The sequence below is a fragment of the Pseudomonas khavaziana genome, assembly GCF_036704165.1.
In the GTDB taxonomy this organism is placed as follows: Bacteria; Pseudomonadota; Gammaproteobacteria; order Pseudomonadales; family Pseudomonadaceae; genus Aquipseudomonas; species Aquipseudomonas khavaziana.
On record NZ_CP129946.1, the window covers coordinates 4491359 to 4509019 of the forward strand.

Genomic DNA, 17661 nt, shown 5'->3' on the forward strand with positions numbered 1-17661 from the left:
TTTCCCGACAGTTGCCGTGTGGCGCGAGTACAGCTGCATGCCTGATCGCACAACGCAGCAGGTGCGCCGCGGGCTCGTCTAAATGTGCATAACCCATCGGGATTTTCCTTCTAAAAAAATATTGAAGACTCAGCGATGCCGGCCACCTGAATCCTATTTGGCAAAGATGAGTGTGGCCCACGTAGGGGGAATGAAAAACAGGGTACAGTTCCGAACATATATGACAGGTAAGTCAATAATAGGCAGGGTGTATGGAGAGTTTGGGTGTACTGGATGTTTTTGTTCGAGTCGGTGAAACGCGAAGTTTTACCGCCGCCGCAAAACAGCTCGGCATATCGGCATCGGCAGTCAGTAAGGCTATCGGGCGTCTTGAAGAACGATTGCGCGTAAGGCTATTTCACCGATCAACCCGCACCGTCAGCCTGACGCCAGAAGGTGCGCAGTTTCTAGAACGCTGCAGGCGGATCCTGTACGAGGTCGAAGCGGCAGAAAATGAATTGTCGCACTCGCAAGCCACCCCCTATGGCAAGTTAAGAGTCAGTGTTCCGTCCGTGGGCATGCTGTTCATGCCGACGTTTGCCAGGTTTAAACAGCGTTATCCAGACATCGAACTGGACATTGATTGCACGGATCGCTTGGTGGATGTCATCGAGGAAGGCTTTGATGCGGTTATCCGCACAGGGGATCCAACGGATTGCCGATTGATGGCCCGTGAGGTCGGTACCTACCGACGTGTCATTGTCGGATCCAGCGCGTATTTTAAACGTGCGGGGGTGCCGCATAAACCGGAAGACCTGAGCCAGCATGCTTGCATGCTATATCGCTACCGAAGTACCGGGAAGTTGGCCAGTTGGCCTTTGGGCCAGGGCCTACCAGCCAACCTTGAGCTGCCTGTCAGTATGATAACCAACACCTTGGAACCCTTGGTCACGTTTGTTGAACATGGCCTCGGGATAGCCTGCGTACCGGATATCGCTATCAAGCGTCAGTTGGCCGACGGAACGCTGATATCAGTGTTGGAGGACTTCAACGAGGACGTGACCACCTTCCGGATTCTATGGCCTTCGAGCCGCCTTTTATCGCCCAAACTGAGAGCATTCGTCGATTTCATGGTGGATAATCTTTTCCCCCTTTAAGCCAATTGACCGTGCAATCAATCGCAAGAAATATGTTCGGCTAAATGCGATATGAGCGGGCTGATCCCTGGCTCGCTCAAAAGGTGAAAGTGCGTGGCCTCAACATTGACGACTTGCATCCCACCTTTAAAGCAATCTGTGCGCATTTCAAAAAACGAGGCATGATCATTGAGGGCACTGAAGACCAGCCCAGACGCAGTCACGGATGGAAGCTGTGCAGGGTCAACTGCTTGGATCCCGACGCTCGGTAGCACAGTGGCAGGCATCCCCTTGCCGGGTGTGTAGAGGACTTTTACCTCCAAGTCACCAGCGTGGCCACCCACAGCCAAACTGGTTGCGCTTGCGCGCAACGCGCCTCGAGTGGGAAATAGCGTATCCACAACAAAGCCGTCCGGGATGATCTTTTCCTTGATCGTCGATCCATTCAATCGATTTTTATACATATAAAATATGCATAATAAAAACATTCATGGTTCAATTCGATAACGCAAAAAGCATCTCCAATCAGCGCAAGCACAGAGGCGTAAGCCTTGCTGATGCAGAACCGGTGTTTTACGACGAGGCAGCCCTGACCCTGCAAGACCACGATCACGGAGAAGAACGCTGGGTGATCATGGGCACAGATGCAAAGGGCCGCGTATTGGTGGTGGCCTACACCTATCGTGATCCCAATTTCGTACGCATCATCAGTGCCCGGCTTGCATCCAGAAATGAACGGCGCCAGTACCTGGAGGTTTGAATCATGAAAGACGAATACGACTTCAGCGACGCCAAGCGCGGCGCTATCGCGCAGAATAAAGGCAAAACCCGCATTACGATCATGCTGGACGATGCAGTGATCGAAGCTGCCCGTGAACGTGCGGAAAATGCCGGTACCGGCTATCAAACTGTGATCAACAACCTGCTGCGACAGGCGTTGGTTTCCCAGGATGCACATAACCTCGCGCCTGCCTCGAAGAAACAAGCCAAAACCCTGCAGGTCATCAACAATGGAATCAGCGTCTCGGAGGTAAAAGCCTTGGAACAGCAGTTGATAGCGCTTGCTGGAGAATTAGATCGAATGCTTGCCAGCCCAAAACCTACCAAATCAAAAAGCAAATCTATCTGAGCCGAAGGATTAGCGATGGCGTCATGCGAAGCGCGCTCTGCGGTTGGATTGCCGGGTCAAATCCCAAGCAAAAAAAAGCCTGCATCTCTGCAGGCTTTTCTCTATCTGGCTCCACGACCTGGACTCGAACCAGGGACCCAATGATTAACAGTCATTTGCTCTACCAACTGAGCTATCGCGGAATGCGCCGTATGTTACTGATTAAAAAGAAGAAGTCAAGCTTTCCCTGACACTCGCCGCAATTCACCGTCATGTCCACTTGAAAACGCCGGCTCCAGGGCCAAATCCAGCCAGGCCCGGGCCGCGGGTGGCAGGTGGGCACTGGCGCGCCAGGCCAGGGCGATGTGCCAGTCGGTGTGGGGTTCGTCCAGAGGGATCAAGGCGATGCCGGTGTGTTGGTGCTTGTGCGCCAGCATGCGTGGCAGGAAGGCGACGCCCAGCCCGGCGGCGACCAGGTCGACGATAAAGTCGATCTGCCCGCTGCGGGCGGTGACTTTGGGGGTCACGCCCTTGCGCTCGCATGCGCTGAGGATCTTGGCGTTGAGGGCGAAGCCGGCTTCGAACAGGATAAATGGCGAGTCCGCCAGGTCGGTGAAGTCGATGCGCTTGCGACGCGCCAACGGGTGACTGATGGGCAGCACGGCGATCAGGGGTTCGTTGCGTACCGGCTGGTAGTCGAAGCCTTCGTCTACCGGCAACAGCAGGGCCGCGAGGTCGACCTCCCCCGCCTCCAGGCATTCGCGCAGTTTTTTACTGCCGTATTCGGTCAGTTCGATATCGATGTCCGGGTAACGGCTGCGGTATGCGGCAAACATGGCGGCAAACAACACGCCGCATCCCACGGGCGGCAGGCCAATGCGTAGCACACCACGCTTGAGGCCGCGCAGGTCATTGATTTCAGCCACCAGGTCGTTGCGTTCGGCGAGTATCACCAGGGCGCGGCGGTAGGCAATTTCGCCGGCGGCGGTGAGCTCGTTCTTGTGGCCGAGGCGATTAAGCAGCGGCGTGCCCAGCTCGTCCTCAAGGGTCTTGACCGCCTTGCTGACGGTTGACTGGGTCAGCGCCACCGTATCGGCCGCTTGGGAAAAGCCGCCCTGACGTACCACTTCGACAAACGCACGCAAGGTTCGCAGGTTCATCAGTATTCCTTTTGCGACTGGATAGCAGTGATAAAAGTTGTTTTTATCATGTCACAACTTTGCTTATGGTGTAGCACTTTGCCCTGTGGAGACACCGTAGATGATCATCTCGTCCGCTTCCGACTACCGCGCTGCAGCCAAGCGCAAGTTGCCGCGCTTTCTGTTCGACTACATCGACGGCGGCGCCTATGCCGAGCACACGCTGCGCGCCAATAGTTCGGACCTGGCCGAGATCAGCCTGCGCCAGCGCATCCTGCGCAATGTCGATAACCTGAGCCTGGGCACCGAGCTGTTCGGCACTGAACTGGCGATGCCGGTGATTCTCAGCCCGGTGGGCCTGACCGGCATGTATGCGCGGCGCGGGGAAGTGCAAGCGGCCAAGGCGGCGGCCAATAAAAACATTCCCTTCTGCCTGTCGACGGTGTCGGTGTGCTCGATTGAAGAAGTGGCCTCGCAAAGCCCGCAGTCGATCTGGTTCCAACTGTATGTGCTCAAGGATCGCGGCTTTATGCGCAACGCGCTGGAGCGGGCACAGGCGGCTGGGGTGACCACGCTGGTCTTCACCGTCGACATGCCGACACCTGGCGCGCGCTACCGCGATGCTCACTCGGGCATGTCCGGCCCATACGCGGCGCAACGGCGCATGTTGCAGGCGATCACCAAGCCGCAATGGGCCTTCGATGTGGGCCTGATGGGTCGCCCCCATGACTTGGGCAATATCTCCAGGTACCTGGGCAAACCCACTCACCTGGAAGATTACATCGGCTGGCTCGCCAACAACTTCGACCCCTCGATCAGCTGGAAAGACCTGGAATGGATCCGTGAGTTCTGGAAAGGCCCGATGATCATCAAGGGCATCCTCGACCCACAGGATGCCAGGGATGCGGTGAGTTTCGGCGCCGACGGTATCGTGGTCTCCAACCATGGCGGCCGGCAACTCGACGGCGTGCTGTCCACGGCCAAGGCGTTGCCGCCAATCGCCGAAGCCGTGGGCGACGACCTCACCGTGCTGGTGGACTCCGGCATTCGCTCCGGGCTCGACGTAGTGCGCATGCTCGCCCTGGGTGCCAAGGCATGCCTGCTCGGGCGTGCCACCGCCTATGCACTGGCTGCCGAGGGCCAGTACGGGGTGGAGAACCTGCTGGATATCTTCGCCAAGGAAATGCGCGTAGCAATGACCTTGACCGGAGTCACTTCAGTCGCACAGATCGACCGTAGCACCCTGGTCTAGCCCTGCTGATCGGCAATAGCGCGAGCCTTAACGTATGCCTGGATTTTACCGTGATGGTAGCCGTGCTGTATTTGCGGCTTAATCCAGGCTTTTTTATTTTCGACAAACAACCCGATCCGCAAAAAGAGTAAAACTGAGCAAGCTGTAGCAACTCCAGCTCCAACCAGCCAAATAACTGGCGCCATTGTTTGTCAGACTTTCTTATCTCAAATACAGTCGATTGATTTATAAGGAATTTTATTGACTCTATAAACTTGGCACGAATCTCGCCCTGATACTTTCCAAGCAGGTTAGGCGATGACAAGACGTGCGGCAGTGCCCTGGGGTTATAACCCGAGGCAAAGCGGTTTAAACTGTTTCCAATGTTTTACGGTACTGAAGGAACAGTAAGACGCTTGGCGTTCGCCACTCTCATCCCGCCTGTAAGACAGCCAAGTGCTTAGAGGCCATTCGTTTATGAAAACACCCACCCAGACCAACGCAATTGACTTCGACAGTGCCAAATTGCAGCGCCTGGGATTGGGTCAGCCTTCCCTTCGCCCACGCCGTCCTGCGACCCTCACTGAACTTCGCCAGCAATTGAGCCAGCAGCTGCAAACCAGCCTTGAGCCGGAGCGTATCCTCAGTCTGTTCTTTCGCGAAATACAGCGCCTGGTGCCACTGGATGCGTTGCAATATCGCCATGTCGCCAGCGACCTGCGCCTGGAGTTCGGTCATCGTGGCCACCATTCGGTGAGCTATACCTTGAGCCACGAGGGCGAGCACTTGGGCGAACTGGTATTGCGCCGTAACCAACGCCTGATCGAAGAGGAGCTGCACCAGCTCGAGGCGCTGTTGGTAACGTTGCTTTACCCGATGCGCAACGCCCTGCTCTACCGCGCCGCCACGCGCAGCGCCCTGCGTGACCCGTTGACCGAAACCGGCAACCGCGTCGCCATGGACCAGACCCTGCAACGGGAGATCGACATGGCCAGGCGGCACCTGCACCCTTTGTCGTTGCTGATGCTGGACATCGACCATTTCAAGAAAATCAATGACACCCACGGGCATGCCGCCGGCGACAGTGTGCTGCGCGCCGTGGCCGGGGCGATCAAACGCCAGTTGCGTAACGTGGACATGGTGTTCCGCTTTGGCGGGGAAGAGTTTCTGATCCTGCTGTCCAACACCGGTCGCGAGGCCGCGAGGATGGTCGGCGAGCGCCTGCGCCAGGCGGCACAAGCCCAGGACTACTGGATGGAGGGCACACGGATCGAATTGACGGTGAGCCTGGGCTGCTCGACGCTATTGGCGGCCGAGTCGGCTGAAAGCCTGCTGCGCCGGGCAGACAACGCGTTGTACGTGGCCAAGCGCGAAGGCCGCAATCGCTTGGCAATGGCGGGGTAGGCCCCCGCCATCACACTTACCTCATGCCTCGCTGGCGACGCGCATTGGGCGTTCACGAACCGCCGGCGCCTGGTCTTGGTCTTTCTGCGCGTTCTCCAGGCGCATGCAGCTTTCCAGGAACAGGTACATGTAGTCGTAGCTCTTGCACACCGCCTGGCGCAGCTCTTCCTGCAGCGCCTTGCTGGGGTTGGTCCCGGCCAGGGTGCAGATGATTTCCAGGGCTTCCCACGGGTGGGCATCGTCGTACTGGGCGTGCATCTTGAGCCACTTCATCGCGCGCTTGCGATCCTCCTCAGGGAAGGCGCCAGCATATACACCGGTCGAGCAGACCACGGCGGACCACTCCCCAGTCGCCCCCTCAATCGCGTAGTTAGTGGCGGCAATCGCGACGATCAATGAATCGGCCGAACTGGTGTGCCAGCACCAATGGCTCAGTGCGTGCAATTCCGGCGGTACGTCTTGCGCTTGCAGTTCTTCCAGGCTGACACCGTGGGCACGCGCCCAATGCACCCAATAATCGGCGTGGTTGAGTTCCACGCGAATATTGCGCATCAGCCAACGTCGCGCCATGTCTTCGCCAGGGTGACGGGCAAACTTGGTCTTGGTCAGGTTTTGCGCCATGTACAAGGCAAACTGTTCCACCACTGGCCAACCACCAATCAGGTAGTGGCGCATGGTCTTGGCGCTGAGGGCGTTGTCACGCATGCGCTGATACAGTTCGTGCTCGACAACCCGACGCTTGCTCTCGCTACAGGCCTGGATCAATTGCTGCGCCCAGGCGGGGTAACTCGAGGCTTCCATAAGCGGGCCGGTTCTGTTGAATGTGTCGATCACTGTAGGGCTCCTTTTTAAGTGTGATTGTACAGACCAGCAAATGTTTCAGCGGAAGGTGCCGGGCGCCTTGAATAACAGGGGCTGCGGTCGCGCAGGTCGACACTGCAAGCTATCAAAGGTAAACAATCGCGGGCGTTCAATCAGATAGCCCTGGGCGTAATCCACACCGATCTCAAGTAAAGCCTGTTCGATCTGGGGTGTTTCAACAAACTCGGCAATTGTGCGCTTACCCATGACGTGGCCGATGTGGTTGATCACTTCGACCATGGCGCGGTTAATCGGGTCGTCCAGCATATCCTTTACGAAACTTCCATCGATCTTCAGGAAGTCTACAGGTAAATGTTTCAAATATGCGAATGAGGACATTCCGGCGCAAAAGTCATCGAGTGAAAAATGGCAACCTAAGGCTTTGAGTTCATTAATAAAGCGAATCGCACTGCCCAAATTGGCGATAGCGCTGGTCTCAGTTATTTCAAAACAAATCATTTCCGGGGGTATGTTGTAAGTGCCGAATTTTTCACGCAAAAACCCTAGGAAATCATCATCGCCAATGGTGATGCCTGACAGATTAATCGCACACATGGCCATGGGGCGGCCCGGGCGTTCATTCAGGCAACGGGCGATGATCTTGAATACGTTCTCTACCACCCAACGATCCAGCGATGTCATCAGGCCATAGCGTTCCGCCGCCGGGATAAAACTATTGGGCAAAATGATCCGCCCCGCCTCGTCATGCAGACGCAGGAGAATTTCGATGTGCCCATTGCCAGGTTCGGTGTGCCCCAAAGGCGAAATTTCCTGGGCGTAGAGACAAAAGCGGTTCTCTTCAAGGGCCATGTGCAGTCGCTGCACCCAGGCCATCTCGCCAAAGCGCAGAGACAGCTCCGAGTCATCGGCGTGGTACACCTGCACGCGGTTGCGGCCCTTTTCCTTGGCCATATAGCACGCCATGTCAGCGGCACGCAGGGACGTTTCCAGGGTAGTCGGGGTTTGCGAGATATGCACCAGACCGATACTGACGGTCGTCATGAACGGCCGCCCCTTCCATACGAAGTGCAGGCTCTGCACGGTATGGCGCAAACTTTCGGCGATTTTTTCCGCCACCGCCGGCGGGCAGTTTTCCAGCAGGATGCCGAACTCATCGCCGCCCAATCGCGCCAGGGTATCGCCCTCGCGCAAATCCGATTGCAACAACGCACAGATGTGACGCAGCAGCTCGTCACCCGCGGCATGGCCACAGGTGTCGTTGACCAGCTTGAACTGGTCGAGGTCGAGAAACATCAGGGCATGTCGCCCACTTTGCTGGCGTGCAACCTGTTGCAGCACTTGCTCAAGGCGGAACTCGAATTCGCGACGGTTGGCCAGGCCGGTCAAGGCGTCGTGGGTCGCCTGCCAGGAAAGGTTGGCAATGTACTGGCGCTCCTGGGTCATGTCGTGCAGCACCAACACCGCACCACTGATCTTGCCGGCGCTGCGGATCGGCGCGCCGACCAGGGTGACCGAGACGGTACTGCCGTCCAGGCGCTGGATCAGCTTGGAATGCTCGCTGCCGCCACTGAGCTGGCCCTTGACGATGTGTTCGATCAAGGTGAAACCGTCGGGTTCGGCGTTTTCATCCAACAACTTGAACAACGCCGCCAGCGGCAGGCCCTGGGCTTGTTCCGACTTCCAGTGGGTCAACACTTCGGCCGCCGGATTCATATAGGCAATGGCACCGTCAACGTCAGTGGTAATCACCCCATCGCCAATTGACTCCAGGGTGATCTGTGCCCGCTCCTTCTCCGCTTGCAGGGCATCGGCGAATGCGTGGCGCTGGGCCAGCAACTTGTGGGTGCGCAGCAGCGCCAGGATGATCAAGCCCAGGGCGGTGGCCAGGTTGGTGATCAACAACAGCCGCAGGATCATCCGCGAACCTTCGCCCAGGGCATCGCTGAACGCCTTGGCGGCCGGTGTCACTCCCTCGTTGATGGCGATGATGCGCTTCTTCCAGCCATGCACTTCATTGTCCGTGACCTGATCACTGACGATGGCGCGGTGCATCTCCCGGGCCAGTTCATCCAGCTGTTCCAGATAACCATCGCCGACTGTCCACAGCTCAATGGCTTTTTCCAGATAACTGAAGTGGCGGAAGTTGAGGTACAGCCAGATCAGGCTGGGGACGTCATCCGGGTGATTGCCGCCCTTGAGGATGCCCAGGCGTGCGGCAGCCAGGTCAGGCGTGGCACTGTCCAGGGCGACACGCAACTCATGCCCGCCCTGGGGCACGGCAATGGCCTGCTGGTATTTGAGGTAAGTGGCGTCGTCGCGGCTATCGGCATACAGCGTCAGGTAGTAGATCGCGTCTTTCTGGCCTTTGGACCACAGGCTTTCACCAGCCACATAGCCACGCACCGCAGAAAGCACGTAGAGACTACCGCAGCCTAACAATGCCTGGAACAAGACAACGGCGATAAAGGGCCAGACAATACCCAACAACCGTGGCGTTCCGAGAGTCCGCTTTTGCTTCATGAAGTCCCTTGCACATGCACAGCTCAATACGCACGCGAAAATCCGCTTCCGATAGCACAGCCTAAGCTAAATCAACGCACTTGTTGCAGATGTCCGTACAGTTTTGCATACAATCCGCCATCGGCGATCAATTGCTGATGATCGCCATCCTCGGCGATATGCCCGCCATCGAATACCAGCACCCGGTCAGCCTGCTTCACTGCAGACAGCCGGTGGGCGATGATCAGTGTAGTACGTCCACTGAGAAACCGCGCCAGTGCCTGGTGCAGGTTGTATTCGGTAGCTGCATCCAGCGCCGAGGTGGCCTCGTCCAGAATCACCACTTTTGGCTCGGCAAGCACCATGCGGGCAATGGCCAGGCGCTGCCGTTGCCCACCGGAAAAACGCACGCCAGAACGTCCCACCACGCTGTCCAGCCCCAGGGGCAGTGCCTTGACAGTCGCCTCCAACTGGGCGATTTCCAGCGCCTGCCAGCAGGCCTGGTCGGAACGCGTGCGGCCCATGGTCAGGTTGGCGCGTACGGTGTCATTGAACAGCGCCGGATGTTGCAGCACCACCGCGACGTTCTCGCGAATGGTCTCCAGGCCGATCTCCTGCTGGGTTGCACCGCCAAAACGAATAATGCCCGCCTGCGGCGTGTACAGCCCCAGCAACAGTTGCACCAGGGTACTTTTACCGCCACCGCTGGCGCCGACAATCGCAACCTTCTCGCCCGGTGCGATGGCCAGGTTCAATTGGTCAAGCACCAGGTCTTCGCCATAGCCGAAGTCGAGGCCACGCACCTCGATGCCGACGGTTTCGCGCCCGCTGAACGGATCTGCGCCGCCAGCGTATTGCGGCTCATCGGCACGCGCCAACAACTCGTTGATGCGCGTCAGCGCGCCACCGGCCGCGTAATAGGCGTATTGCAGGTTCAATAGTTGTTCCACCGGGCCGATCATGAACCACAGATAGCTGAACACGGCGAGCATCTGGCCGATGGACAGGTCGGAAAACAGCACGGTCAGCATGGCCGCGGCACGGAAAATGTCGATACCGAACTGGAACAGCAAGCCACTGGCGCGACTTGACGCATCGGTTTTCCATTGGGAATGAATGGCGTAGTCACGCACCTCCTGGGCACGCTGGCCAAGGCGCCCAAGGAAAAAACCCTGGCGGTTGCCGGCACGCACTTCCTGGATGGCATCCAGGGTCTCGGTCAGCGCCTGGGTAAAACGCGAGGTACTGTCGTTCTCCAGCTTCTTGAGATGCTTGACCCGTTTGCCTAACTGCACCGTGGCGTAGATCACCAGCGGGTTGAACAACAGGATCAACAACGCCAGCTGCCAATGCATCCAAACCAGGATCGCCGAGGTGCCGACCAGGGTCAGCATCGCCACCAGGAAACGGCTGAGGGTTTCACCGACGAACTTGTCCAGGGTGTCCAGGTCGGTGACCAGGTGGGTGGTGACCGTCCCGCTGCCCAGGCTTTCGTACTCGCCCAGGGAGATACGCTTGAGGCGCTCGATCAAACGCACGCGGATGCGATAGACAATGTCCTTGGCCAAGCGCGCAAACAGGCGCGCCTGCACCACGTTGAACACCAGCGCGCCACAACGCAGGGCCAGGGTCACCATAAGCATCAGGCCGATATAGCCCGCGGCTTTCTGCCAACCCAGGGGCAGCGCGTGGTTCATCACCTTGAGCGCGGCATCGCCATGGCCGAGCAGCACCTCGTCCACCAGCAATGGCAACAGCAGCGGTATGGGCACGCTGCAAAGGGTCGCCAGTACGGCGACACCGTTGGCAAGCCACAGGGATTTCTTGTGGCGCAGGGCCAGACGGCGGATTTCGGCCCAGGTCAGGCGGTCGGTGCGTTGAGGTTGCTCATACACAGGCGGCTCGCTCCAGCCAACGGGCGAGCAATGGCGACAATTCGGACAGCGGCTGGTAGCCATTGGTCAGCAAGGCCAACTGCCCATCGCGCTCGGCCAGCAAGGTTGGGAAGCCGGCGATGCCCAAATCCTGCACCCAGGTAAAATCGGCCGCCGTTGCCGCATGCTGTTCGGCACGGTCGAAGGCACCGGCAAACTCGATGCGTGGTATGCCCGCCTGCTCCGCCAGTTCCACCAGCACGCTGGCAAGGGTCACATCGCGGCCCTCGACATAAAATGCACGCTGGATCAGCCCCAGCAACGTCCATGCGCAATCCGGCGCCAGGCTGCGCGCTGTGACGATGGCGCGGCAGGCCGGCTCGGTGTCGTAGACAAAACCCTCAGGCAGCGCGCCCTCGCGCTTGAACAACTGGCCGGTGGCGTCGGTGACGGCCTGCCAGTGCTCCAGGATATAGCGCCGGGTGGTCGGCTCCAACGCCGCGCCGCTGCCGGTACGCAGGCCGCCCACCACCAGGTGCACGTCTACGCCGGCCGCCTGGGCCTGCTCAACCAGCGCCTGCGCTACCGGGGCAAAACCCCAGCACCAGGAACACATCGGGTCCATTACATAGAGCAGGCGCGCTGACATGGTTCAGGCCTCGGAAGGGGTTTGCTTGTAGTTGAAGCCAATCGGGTGCGGCATGTTGCGGGCCTTGGCCAGCTCAATCTGCTTCTGGCGGTCAATCGCGCTGCGACGGGTCTTCTCCGGCAGCTTATCCCAGCAATGGGGGCAACTGATGCCGGCCACATAATGCTCGGATGCACGGTCCTCGATGCTCACCGGTGTGCGGCAGGCATGACATTGATCGTAGTCGCCTTCGCTCAAGTCGTGGCGCACGGTCACGCGATTGTCGAACACAAAACAGTCGCCCTGCCATTTGGTCTCTTCCTGGGGCACCTCTTCAAGGTACTTCAGAATCCCACCTTTAAGGTGGTAGACCTCATCGAAGCCCTCGCTGAGCATATAGCTCGAGGCTTTTTCGCAACGAATGCCGCCAGTGCAGAACATGGCGACCTTCTTGTGCCTGGCGGGGTCGAAGTTGGCTTTGATATAGTCGGGAAATTCGCGAAAACTGGTGGTTTTCGGGTCGATCGCGCCCTCAAAGGTCCCAATGGACACTTCGTAGTCGTTACGGGTGTCAATCAACAACACTTCCGGGTCGCTGATCAGCGCATTCCAGTCCTTCGGATCGACGTAGGTGCCGACCTTCTTGTTCGGGTCGACGCCTTCAACGCCCAGGGTGACTATCTCTTTCTTGAGCTTGACCTTGGTGCGGTAGAACGGCTGGTCGTCGCAGTAGGATTCTTTGTGGTCGATATCGACCATGCGTGGGTCTTTTTTCAGCCAGGCCATCAGACCATCGATACCTTCACGGCTGCCGGACACGGTGCCGTTGATGCCTTCTTCGGCGATCAGCAAGGTGCCTTTGATGCCGTTATCGACCATCGCCTGCAACAGTGGCTCGCGCAGGGCGACGTAGTCTTCGAGGGTGACGAACTTATACAGTGCCGCCACGACAATCGGTTGAGTCATGGGTGTTCTCTCCAGGTGGCTACCCTCGTAAGGGGTGAACCGGATGCAAAAAAAACGCGCCGGCTAAGCGGCGCGTTGCGGATTCTAACAAATGCCGGGGGTCAGAGACACCCGATCATCAGTCATGCCCGCCGGCGCAGGTCGGCGAGGCCGGGGCTGCGTCGATTTTCGCCCATTCTTCAGGCGTGTAGGTATGCAGCGCCAACGCATGGAACTCGCCCATCAGGTCACCCAGGGTGGCATAGACCTTCTGGTGGCGCTTGACGCGGTTGAGCCCCTCGAACTCCGGGCTGACCAGCACGGCCTTGAAGTGGGTCTGCAACCCACGGCTGTGCATATGGCTTTCATCCAGCACATTCAAGTGCTGCGGAGCCAGGGCGACAAGCGCCGTTTCGATACGCTGTTGCATGGTCATCGCTGCTTACTTCTTCTTGGCCGGTGCGGCGGCTTTTGGCGTCAGCTCGTTGGTCATGTCTTCCAACAGCTTGTTCACCACCGGCACGGCGCTTTCAAGCTTGGCCTGGGTCATCTGGGCCGATTGCTGGGTCAGCTGCGGCATTTTCTCCAGGACTTTCTTGCCCAGTGGCGACCGATAGAAAGCAACCAGGTCCTTGAGCTCGGACTCGCTGAAATTGGTGGTGTAGAGCTTGACCATGTCGGGTTTGAGCTTAGGCCAGCCGATTGCCTGGTCCAGGGCGGCGTTGGCCTTGGCCTGGTAGCTGTCCAGTACGGACTGCTTGGCGGCAGGCGCCTTGGTCTGTTCGAAACGCTGGGCGAACATTTGCTGCACTTGCATGTACACCGGGGTCCCCAGCTTGTCAGCATGGGCCAGGGTAAGGAAGGCTTCGGCACTGGCGTTGTGGCTGGCGGTATCGGCAAAAACCTGGCCGCTGGCGCAAACCAGAGCAACCGCGGTACAGATGGCACGAAGACGAGTCATCGAGTTTCCTTTCTAGCAGGCGAGGTAAGACCCCAAGGGCGACCATTCTGCGCCTAAAAAACCTCGCGGCTCAACCCCACCCCCTGGCGGGCCCCGGTTTTGCGGGGCGCGATGGCCCAAATGCGGATTTAGGGAACCCACGGCAGCCGCCAGGGCCTAAACTGACCAATCACGACTGGATAAGGAGGGTGCCCGATGAGCCGTATCGAAACCGACAGCCTGGGAGAAGTGCAAGTCCCTGATGACGCGTATTGGGGCGCGCAAACCCAGCGCTCGCTGGTCAATTTCGCAATTGGCGAGCAGCGTATGCCGCTGGCGGTATTGCATGCCCTGGCCCTGATCAAGAAGGCCGCCGCCCGGGTCAACGACCGCAACGGCGACCTGCCCGCCGATATCGCCCGGCTGATCGAACAGGCCGCCGACGAGATCCTCGACGGCCAGCATGACGACCAGTTCCCCTTGGTGGTCTGGCAGACCGGCAGTGGCACCCAGAGCAACATGAACGCCAACGAGGTGATTGCCGGCCGCGCCAACGAACTGGCGGGTAATAACCGCGGTGGCAAGAGCCCGGTGCATCCCAACGATCACGTCAACCGTTCCCAGAGTTCCAACGACTGCTTTCCTACCGCCATGAGCATCGCTGCAGTGCAGGCGGTTCACGAGCAACTGCTGCCGGCCATCGCGACCTTGTCCGGTGGCCTGGCGGAGCTGGCCGCGCGGCATATGAAGCTGGTCAAGACCGGCCGCACCCACATGATGGACGCCACGCCGATCACCTTCGGCCAGGAACTCTCGGCGTTTATCGCCCAGCTCGATTACGCCGAGCGGGCGATCCGCAGCGCCTTGCCCGCCGTGTGCGAGCTGGCCCAGGGGGGCACCGCAGTGGGCACCGGACTCAATGCGCCCCACGGCTTTGGCGAGGCAATTGCCTCCGAACTGGCCGCGTTGTCGGGCTTGCCCTTTGTGACCGCGCCAAACAAATTCGCCGCCCTCTCCGGCCATGAGCCGCTGGTGACCCTGCACGGCGCGTTGAAAACCCTGGCCGTGGCGCTGATGAAAATCGCCAACGACCTGCGTCTGCTGGGTTCAGGCCCGCGGGCCGGACTGGCCGAAGTCAAGTTGCCGGCCAATGAACCGGGCAGTTCGATCATGCCGGGCAAGGTCAACCCGACCCAGTGCGAAGCCCTGTCCATGCTGGCTTGCCAGGTGCTGGGCAACGACGTGACCATCAGCATGGCCGCCAGCCAAGGGCACTTGCAGTTGAACGTGTACAAGCCGGTGATCATCCACAACCTGCTTGAATCGATCCGCCTGCTGGCCGACGGCTGCAACAACTTCCAGGAGCACTGCATCGCAGGCCTTGAGCCCGACGCCGAGAAAATGGCCGAACACCTGGAGCGCGGGCTGATGCTGGTTACCGCACTCAACCCGCATATTGGCTACGACAAGTCGGCAGAGATCGCCAAAAAAGCCTACGCCGAAGGGCTGACACTACGCGAAGCCGCCCTGGAGCTGGGCTACCTCACCGACGCCGAGTTCGACCAGTGGGTACGCCCGGAAAACATGCTCGGTAGCTAAACCGCCATGCGCAGCCGCCGGGCCTTGAGCCCGGCGAGCAGCGACGGTGCCAGGGCAACTGCAGCTGACCCCAAGACCACCACGAATGCGCCGAAGTAGCCCAGGGCGTTGATCTCTTCGGCCTGGACATAATCCGGCCACAGCCACGCCGCCAGCGCCACCGCGACAAAGGTCACCAGCGGCGTCAACGCCAGGGTCGCACTCACCCGCGAGGCCTCCCAGTGGGCCAGCGCTTCGGCAAACGCGCCATACGCCACCAACGTGTTCATGCAGCACGCCAGCAGCAGCCAGCCTTGCAGCGGGCTCAACTGCAACGCCTCCAGGGGATGCGCCCATGGCGTGAGCAGCACCGCGCAAAACAGGTAGATCACCATCATCACCTGCAAGGAATTCCATACCGTCAGCAATTGCTTCTGGCCCAAGGCATAGAACACCCAGATCGAGGTGGCCAGCAGAATGGTCAGCACCCCGGCGGTATAGGTGCCCAGGGACGTCAGCAACTCCACGAGGCGCTGATTGAAAAACAGGCCGAAGCCGATGATCAGCACCACCAGGCCGAGGACCTGCCCCAGGCTGAAACGCTCCTTGAAGACAAACACGCTGGCGATCATCAGGAAGATCGGGCCCATCTGCACCACCAGTTGAGCGGTGCCGGGGCTGAGCATCTTCAGGCCAACCAGATACAGCACGTAGTTACCCACCAGCCCGCACACCGCCATGGCCACCAGCCAGCCGCCCCTGGGGCCGAGCACTTTGCGGCTGGGCAGGCGCTTGGTGGCGGCGAGGTACACGAACAAACAAGTGCCGGCCACTGTAAGACGAAACCAGGTGACGGTGATCGGGTCCATCACCTGCAACACTTGCTTGAGCTTGATCGGGAGAATGCCCCACAGAAAGGCGGTCAGCAGGGTCAGCAAGAAACCGTAGACCCAGCGGCCGGAAGAGATGTGCATGAGTGCCCCAAAAACCAGAGGTGGAGGAGCAGCCATTCTAGGGGTAAGTGACCAGATTCGGATACGCGGATGACCAACTGTGGGAGGGGCGGTGCGACGATTCGACTTGCCCCCGATGGCGGTTTGGCTGGACCACCGCTATCGGGAGCCACCCCTCCCACATTTTGATCAGCGTACAGCTTCGAAGAGCCCGGTAGCGCCCATGCCCCCGCCCACGCACATGGTGACAATGCCGTAGCGCAAATTACGGCGTTGCAGTTCGCGCACCAGATGCCCCACCTGCCGCGACCCGGTCATGCCAAACGGATGGCCGATGGAGATCGAACCGCCATTGACGTTGTACCTGGCGTTATCGATTTCCAGGCGGTTGCGTGCATACAGGCACTGTGAAGCAAAAGCTTCATTGAGCTCCCACAGGTCGATATCCCCCACCTGCAAGCCCTTGGCCTTGAGCAGCTTGGGCACCGAGAACACCGGGCCAATGCCCATCTCATCCGGCTCGCAACCGGCGACGGTAAAGCCACGAAAAAACGCCTTGGGCTTAAGCCCCAATGCCAGGGCTTTTTCCAGGCTCATCACCAGGGTCATCGAGGCCCCATCGGAGAGCTGGGAGGAATTGCCCGCCGTCACCGAACCGTCTTCAGCGAAAACGGGCTTCAACCCGGCCAGGCTGGCCAGGGTGGTGTCCGGGCGGTTGCAGTCGTCGCGATCCACCACGCCATCGAGGATCTGCACCGCACCGGTGTGCTTGTCCTCGACCTTGTACTTGACCGTCATTGGCACGATTTCGTCTTCGAACAGGCCCTCGGCCTGGGCCTGGGCAGTGCGCTGCTGGCTTTGCAGGGCATAGAGGTCCTGCTCTTCACGGCTGACCTGATAGCGACGGGCTACAATTTCGGCGGTCTGACCCATCGGGAAGTAGATGCCCGGCACCTGCTCCTTAAGCAGCGGGTTGATCAGGTTGTCGGTGTTGACGCTCTTCATGGTCAGGCTGATGGACTCCACGCCGCCGGCGACAATGATATCGCTGCAGCCCGAGGCAATCTGGTTGGCGGCGATGGCAATCGCCTGCAAGCCCGACGAACAGAAACGGTTGAGGGTCATGCCCGCCGTGCCGGTACCCAGTTGCGAGAGCACCGCCACATTGCGCCCGATATTGTAGCCCTGGGCGCCTTCGTTGGAGCCGGCACCGACGATGCAATCCTCCACCGTGGCCGGATCGAGGCCATGGCGGGCCAGCAGCGCATTGACGCAATGGGCCGCCATGTCATCGGGGCGGGTCTGGTTGAACTTGCCACGAAAGGACTTGGCCAGGCCGGTTCGCACACTGTCGACGATCACTACTTCACGCATGGGCTTACCTCGATCTTGTGGTTGTGGATCGAGGATAGAGCCAGGCCCGGC

General features: G+C 59.4%; 17 protein-coding genes and 1 tRNA gene. 6 read left to right on the plus strand and 12 right to left on the minus strand.

Annotated features, from left to right (window positions below; all coding sequences use genetic code 11):
- The first annotated feature begins 251 nt into the window (after positions 1–251).
- Positions 252–1136, plus strand: coding sequence for a LysR family transcriptional regulator (locus QYQ93_RS19950; protein WP_338475333.1), 885 nt, complete (start codon positions 252–254; stop codon positions 1134–1136).
- 17 nt (positions 1137–1153) lie between these two features.
- On the opposite strand, the gene QYQ93_RS19955 is transcribed toward QYQ93_RS19950, so the two are convergent.
- Positions 1154–1603 (minus strand): hypothetical protein, encoded by a 450-nt coding sequence (locus QYQ93_RS19955; RefSeq protein WP_338475334.1) that lies wholly within the window; start codon positions 1601–1603, stop codon positions 1154–1156.
- A gap of 2 nt (positions 1604–1605) precedes the next feature.
- Between QYQ93_RS19955 and QYQ93_RS19960 the strand changes: the two genes are divergently transcribed.
- Together QYQ93_RS19960 and QYQ93_RS19965 are read left to right on the plus strand one after the other, a co-directional pair.
- A complete protein-coding gene (locus tag QYQ93_RS19960) occupies positions 1606–1875 on the plus strand; it encodes a BrnT family toxin (protein ID WP_422394028.1) in 270 nt (89 codons plus the stop codon).
- Positions 1876–1878: 3 nt separating this feature from the next.
- Positions 1879–2244, plus strand: coding sequence for a BrnA antitoxin family protein (locus tag QYQ93_RS19965; RefSeq protein WP_043047600.1), 366 nt, complete (start codon positions 1879–1881; stop codon positions 2242–2244).
- 106 nt (positions 2245–2350) lie between these two features.
- On the opposite strand, the gene QYQ93_RS19970 is transcribed toward QYQ93_RS19965, so the two are convergent.
- Positions 2351–2426, minus strand: a tRNA-Asn gene (locus QYQ93_RS19970).
- A 33-nt stretch (positions 2427–2459) separates the two neighbouring features.
- The gene (locus QYQ93_RS19975; protein WP_338475335.1) at positions 2460–3383 is read right to left on the minus strand and encodes a LysR family transcriptional regulator; all 924 of its coding nucleotides are present in this window, start codon (positions 3381–3383) and stop codon (positions 2460–2462) included.
- A gap of 100 nt (positions 3384–3483) precedes the next feature.
- On the opposite strand from QYQ93_RS19975, the gene lldD reads away from it, so the two are divergent.
- On the plus strand, positions 3484–4614 hold the full coding sequence (lldD, locus tag QYQ93_RS19980; RefSeq protein WP_043047602.1) for an FMN-dependent L-lactate dehydrogenase LldD: 1131 nt from the start codon (positions 3484–3486) through the stop codon (positions 4612–4614).
- 456 nt (positions 4615–5070) lie between these two features.
- Positions 5071–5997 (plus strand): GGDEF domain-containing protein, encoded by a 927-nt coding sequence (locus QYQ93_RS19985; RefSeq protein WP_338475336.1) that lies wholly within the window; start codon positions 5071–5073, stop codon positions 5995–5997.
- 21 nt (positions 5998–6018) lie between these two features.
- On the opposite strand, the gene QYQ93_RS19990 is transcribed toward QYQ93_RS19985, so the two are convergent.
- The 7 genes from QYQ93_RS19990 to QYQ93_RS20020 all read right to left on the minus strand — a co-directional run bounded on the left by QYQ93_RS19990 (position 6019) and on the right by QYQ93_RS20020 (position 13726).
- The gene (locus QYQ93_RS19990; RefSeq protein WP_225924185.1) at positions 6019–6798 is read right to left on the minus strand and encodes a TenA family transcriptional regulator; all 780 of its coding nucleotides are present in this window, start codon (positions 6796–6798) and stop codon (positions 6019–6021) included.
- 78 nt (positions 6799–6876) lie between these two features.
- Positions 6877–9339 carry an EAL domain-containing protein gene (locus tag QYQ93_RS19995; protein ID WP_338475337.1) on the minus strand — a complete coding sequence of 821 codons (2463 nt, stop codon included), beginning with the start codon at positions 9337–9339 and terminating at the stop codon, positions 6877–6879.
- A gap of 71 nt (positions 9340–9410) precedes the next feature.
- Positions 9411–11213, minus strand: a complete 1803-nt coding sequence (locus tag QYQ93_RS20000) for an ABC transporter ATP-binding protein (protein ID WP_043047606.1) — start codon at positions 11211–11213, stop codon at positions 9411–9413.
- Positions 11206–11841: a DsbA family protein gene (locus tag QYQ93_RS20005; protein WP_043047607.1), complete on the minus strand. Its 636-nt coding sequence runs from the start codon at positions 11839–11841 to the stop codon at positions 11206–11208. Before QYQ93_RS20005 ends, QYQ93_RS20000 begins: the two co-directional genes overlap by 8 nt.
- 3 nt (positions 11842–11844) lie before the next feature.
- Complete coding sequence (locus QYQ93_RS20010; RefSeq protein ID WP_043047608.1) at positions 11845–12786, minus strand: rhodanese-related sulfurtransferase; 942 nt, start codon at positions 12784–12786, stop codon at positions 11845–11847.
- Positions 12787–12904: 118 nt separating this feature from the next.
- On the minus strand, positions 12905–13201 hold the full coding sequence (locus QYQ93_RS20015) for a BolA family protein (protein ID WP_043047609.1): 297 nt from the start codon (positions 13199–13201) through the stop codon (positions 12905–12907).
- Positions 13202–13207: 6 nt separating this feature from the next.
- Complete coding sequence (locus tag QYQ93_RS20020; RefSeq protein WP_043047610.1) at positions 13208–13726, minus strand: DUF2059 domain-containing protein; 519 nt, start codon at positions 13724–13726, stop codon at positions 13208–13210.
- 195 nt (positions 13727–13921) lie between these two features.
- Between QYQ93_RS20020 and QYQ93_RS20025 the strand changes: the two genes are divergently transcribed.
- Positions 13922–15304, plus strand: a complete 1383-nt coding sequence (locus tag QYQ93_RS20025; protein ID WP_124401368.1) for a class II fumarate hydratase — start codon at positions 13922–13924, stop codon at positions 15302–15304.
- On the opposite strand, the gene QYQ93_RS20030 is transcribed toward QYQ93_RS20025, so the two are convergent.
- Positions 15301–16257 carry a DMT family transporter gene (locus tag QYQ93_RS20030; RefSeq protein WP_124401369.1) on the minus strand — a complete coding sequence of 319 codons (957 nt, stop codon included), beginning with the start codon at positions 16255–16257 and terminating at the stop codon, positions 15301–15303. The genes QYQ93_RS20025 and QYQ93_RS20030 overlap by 4 nt on opposite strands.
- Positions 16258–16425: 168 nt before the next feature.
- Positions 16426–17610, minus strand: a complete 1185-nt coding sequence (locus QYQ93_RS20035; protein ID WP_338475338.1) for a thiolase family protein — start codon at positions 17608–17610, stop codon at positions 16426–16428.
- Positions 17611–17661 lie beyond the last annotated feature (51 nt).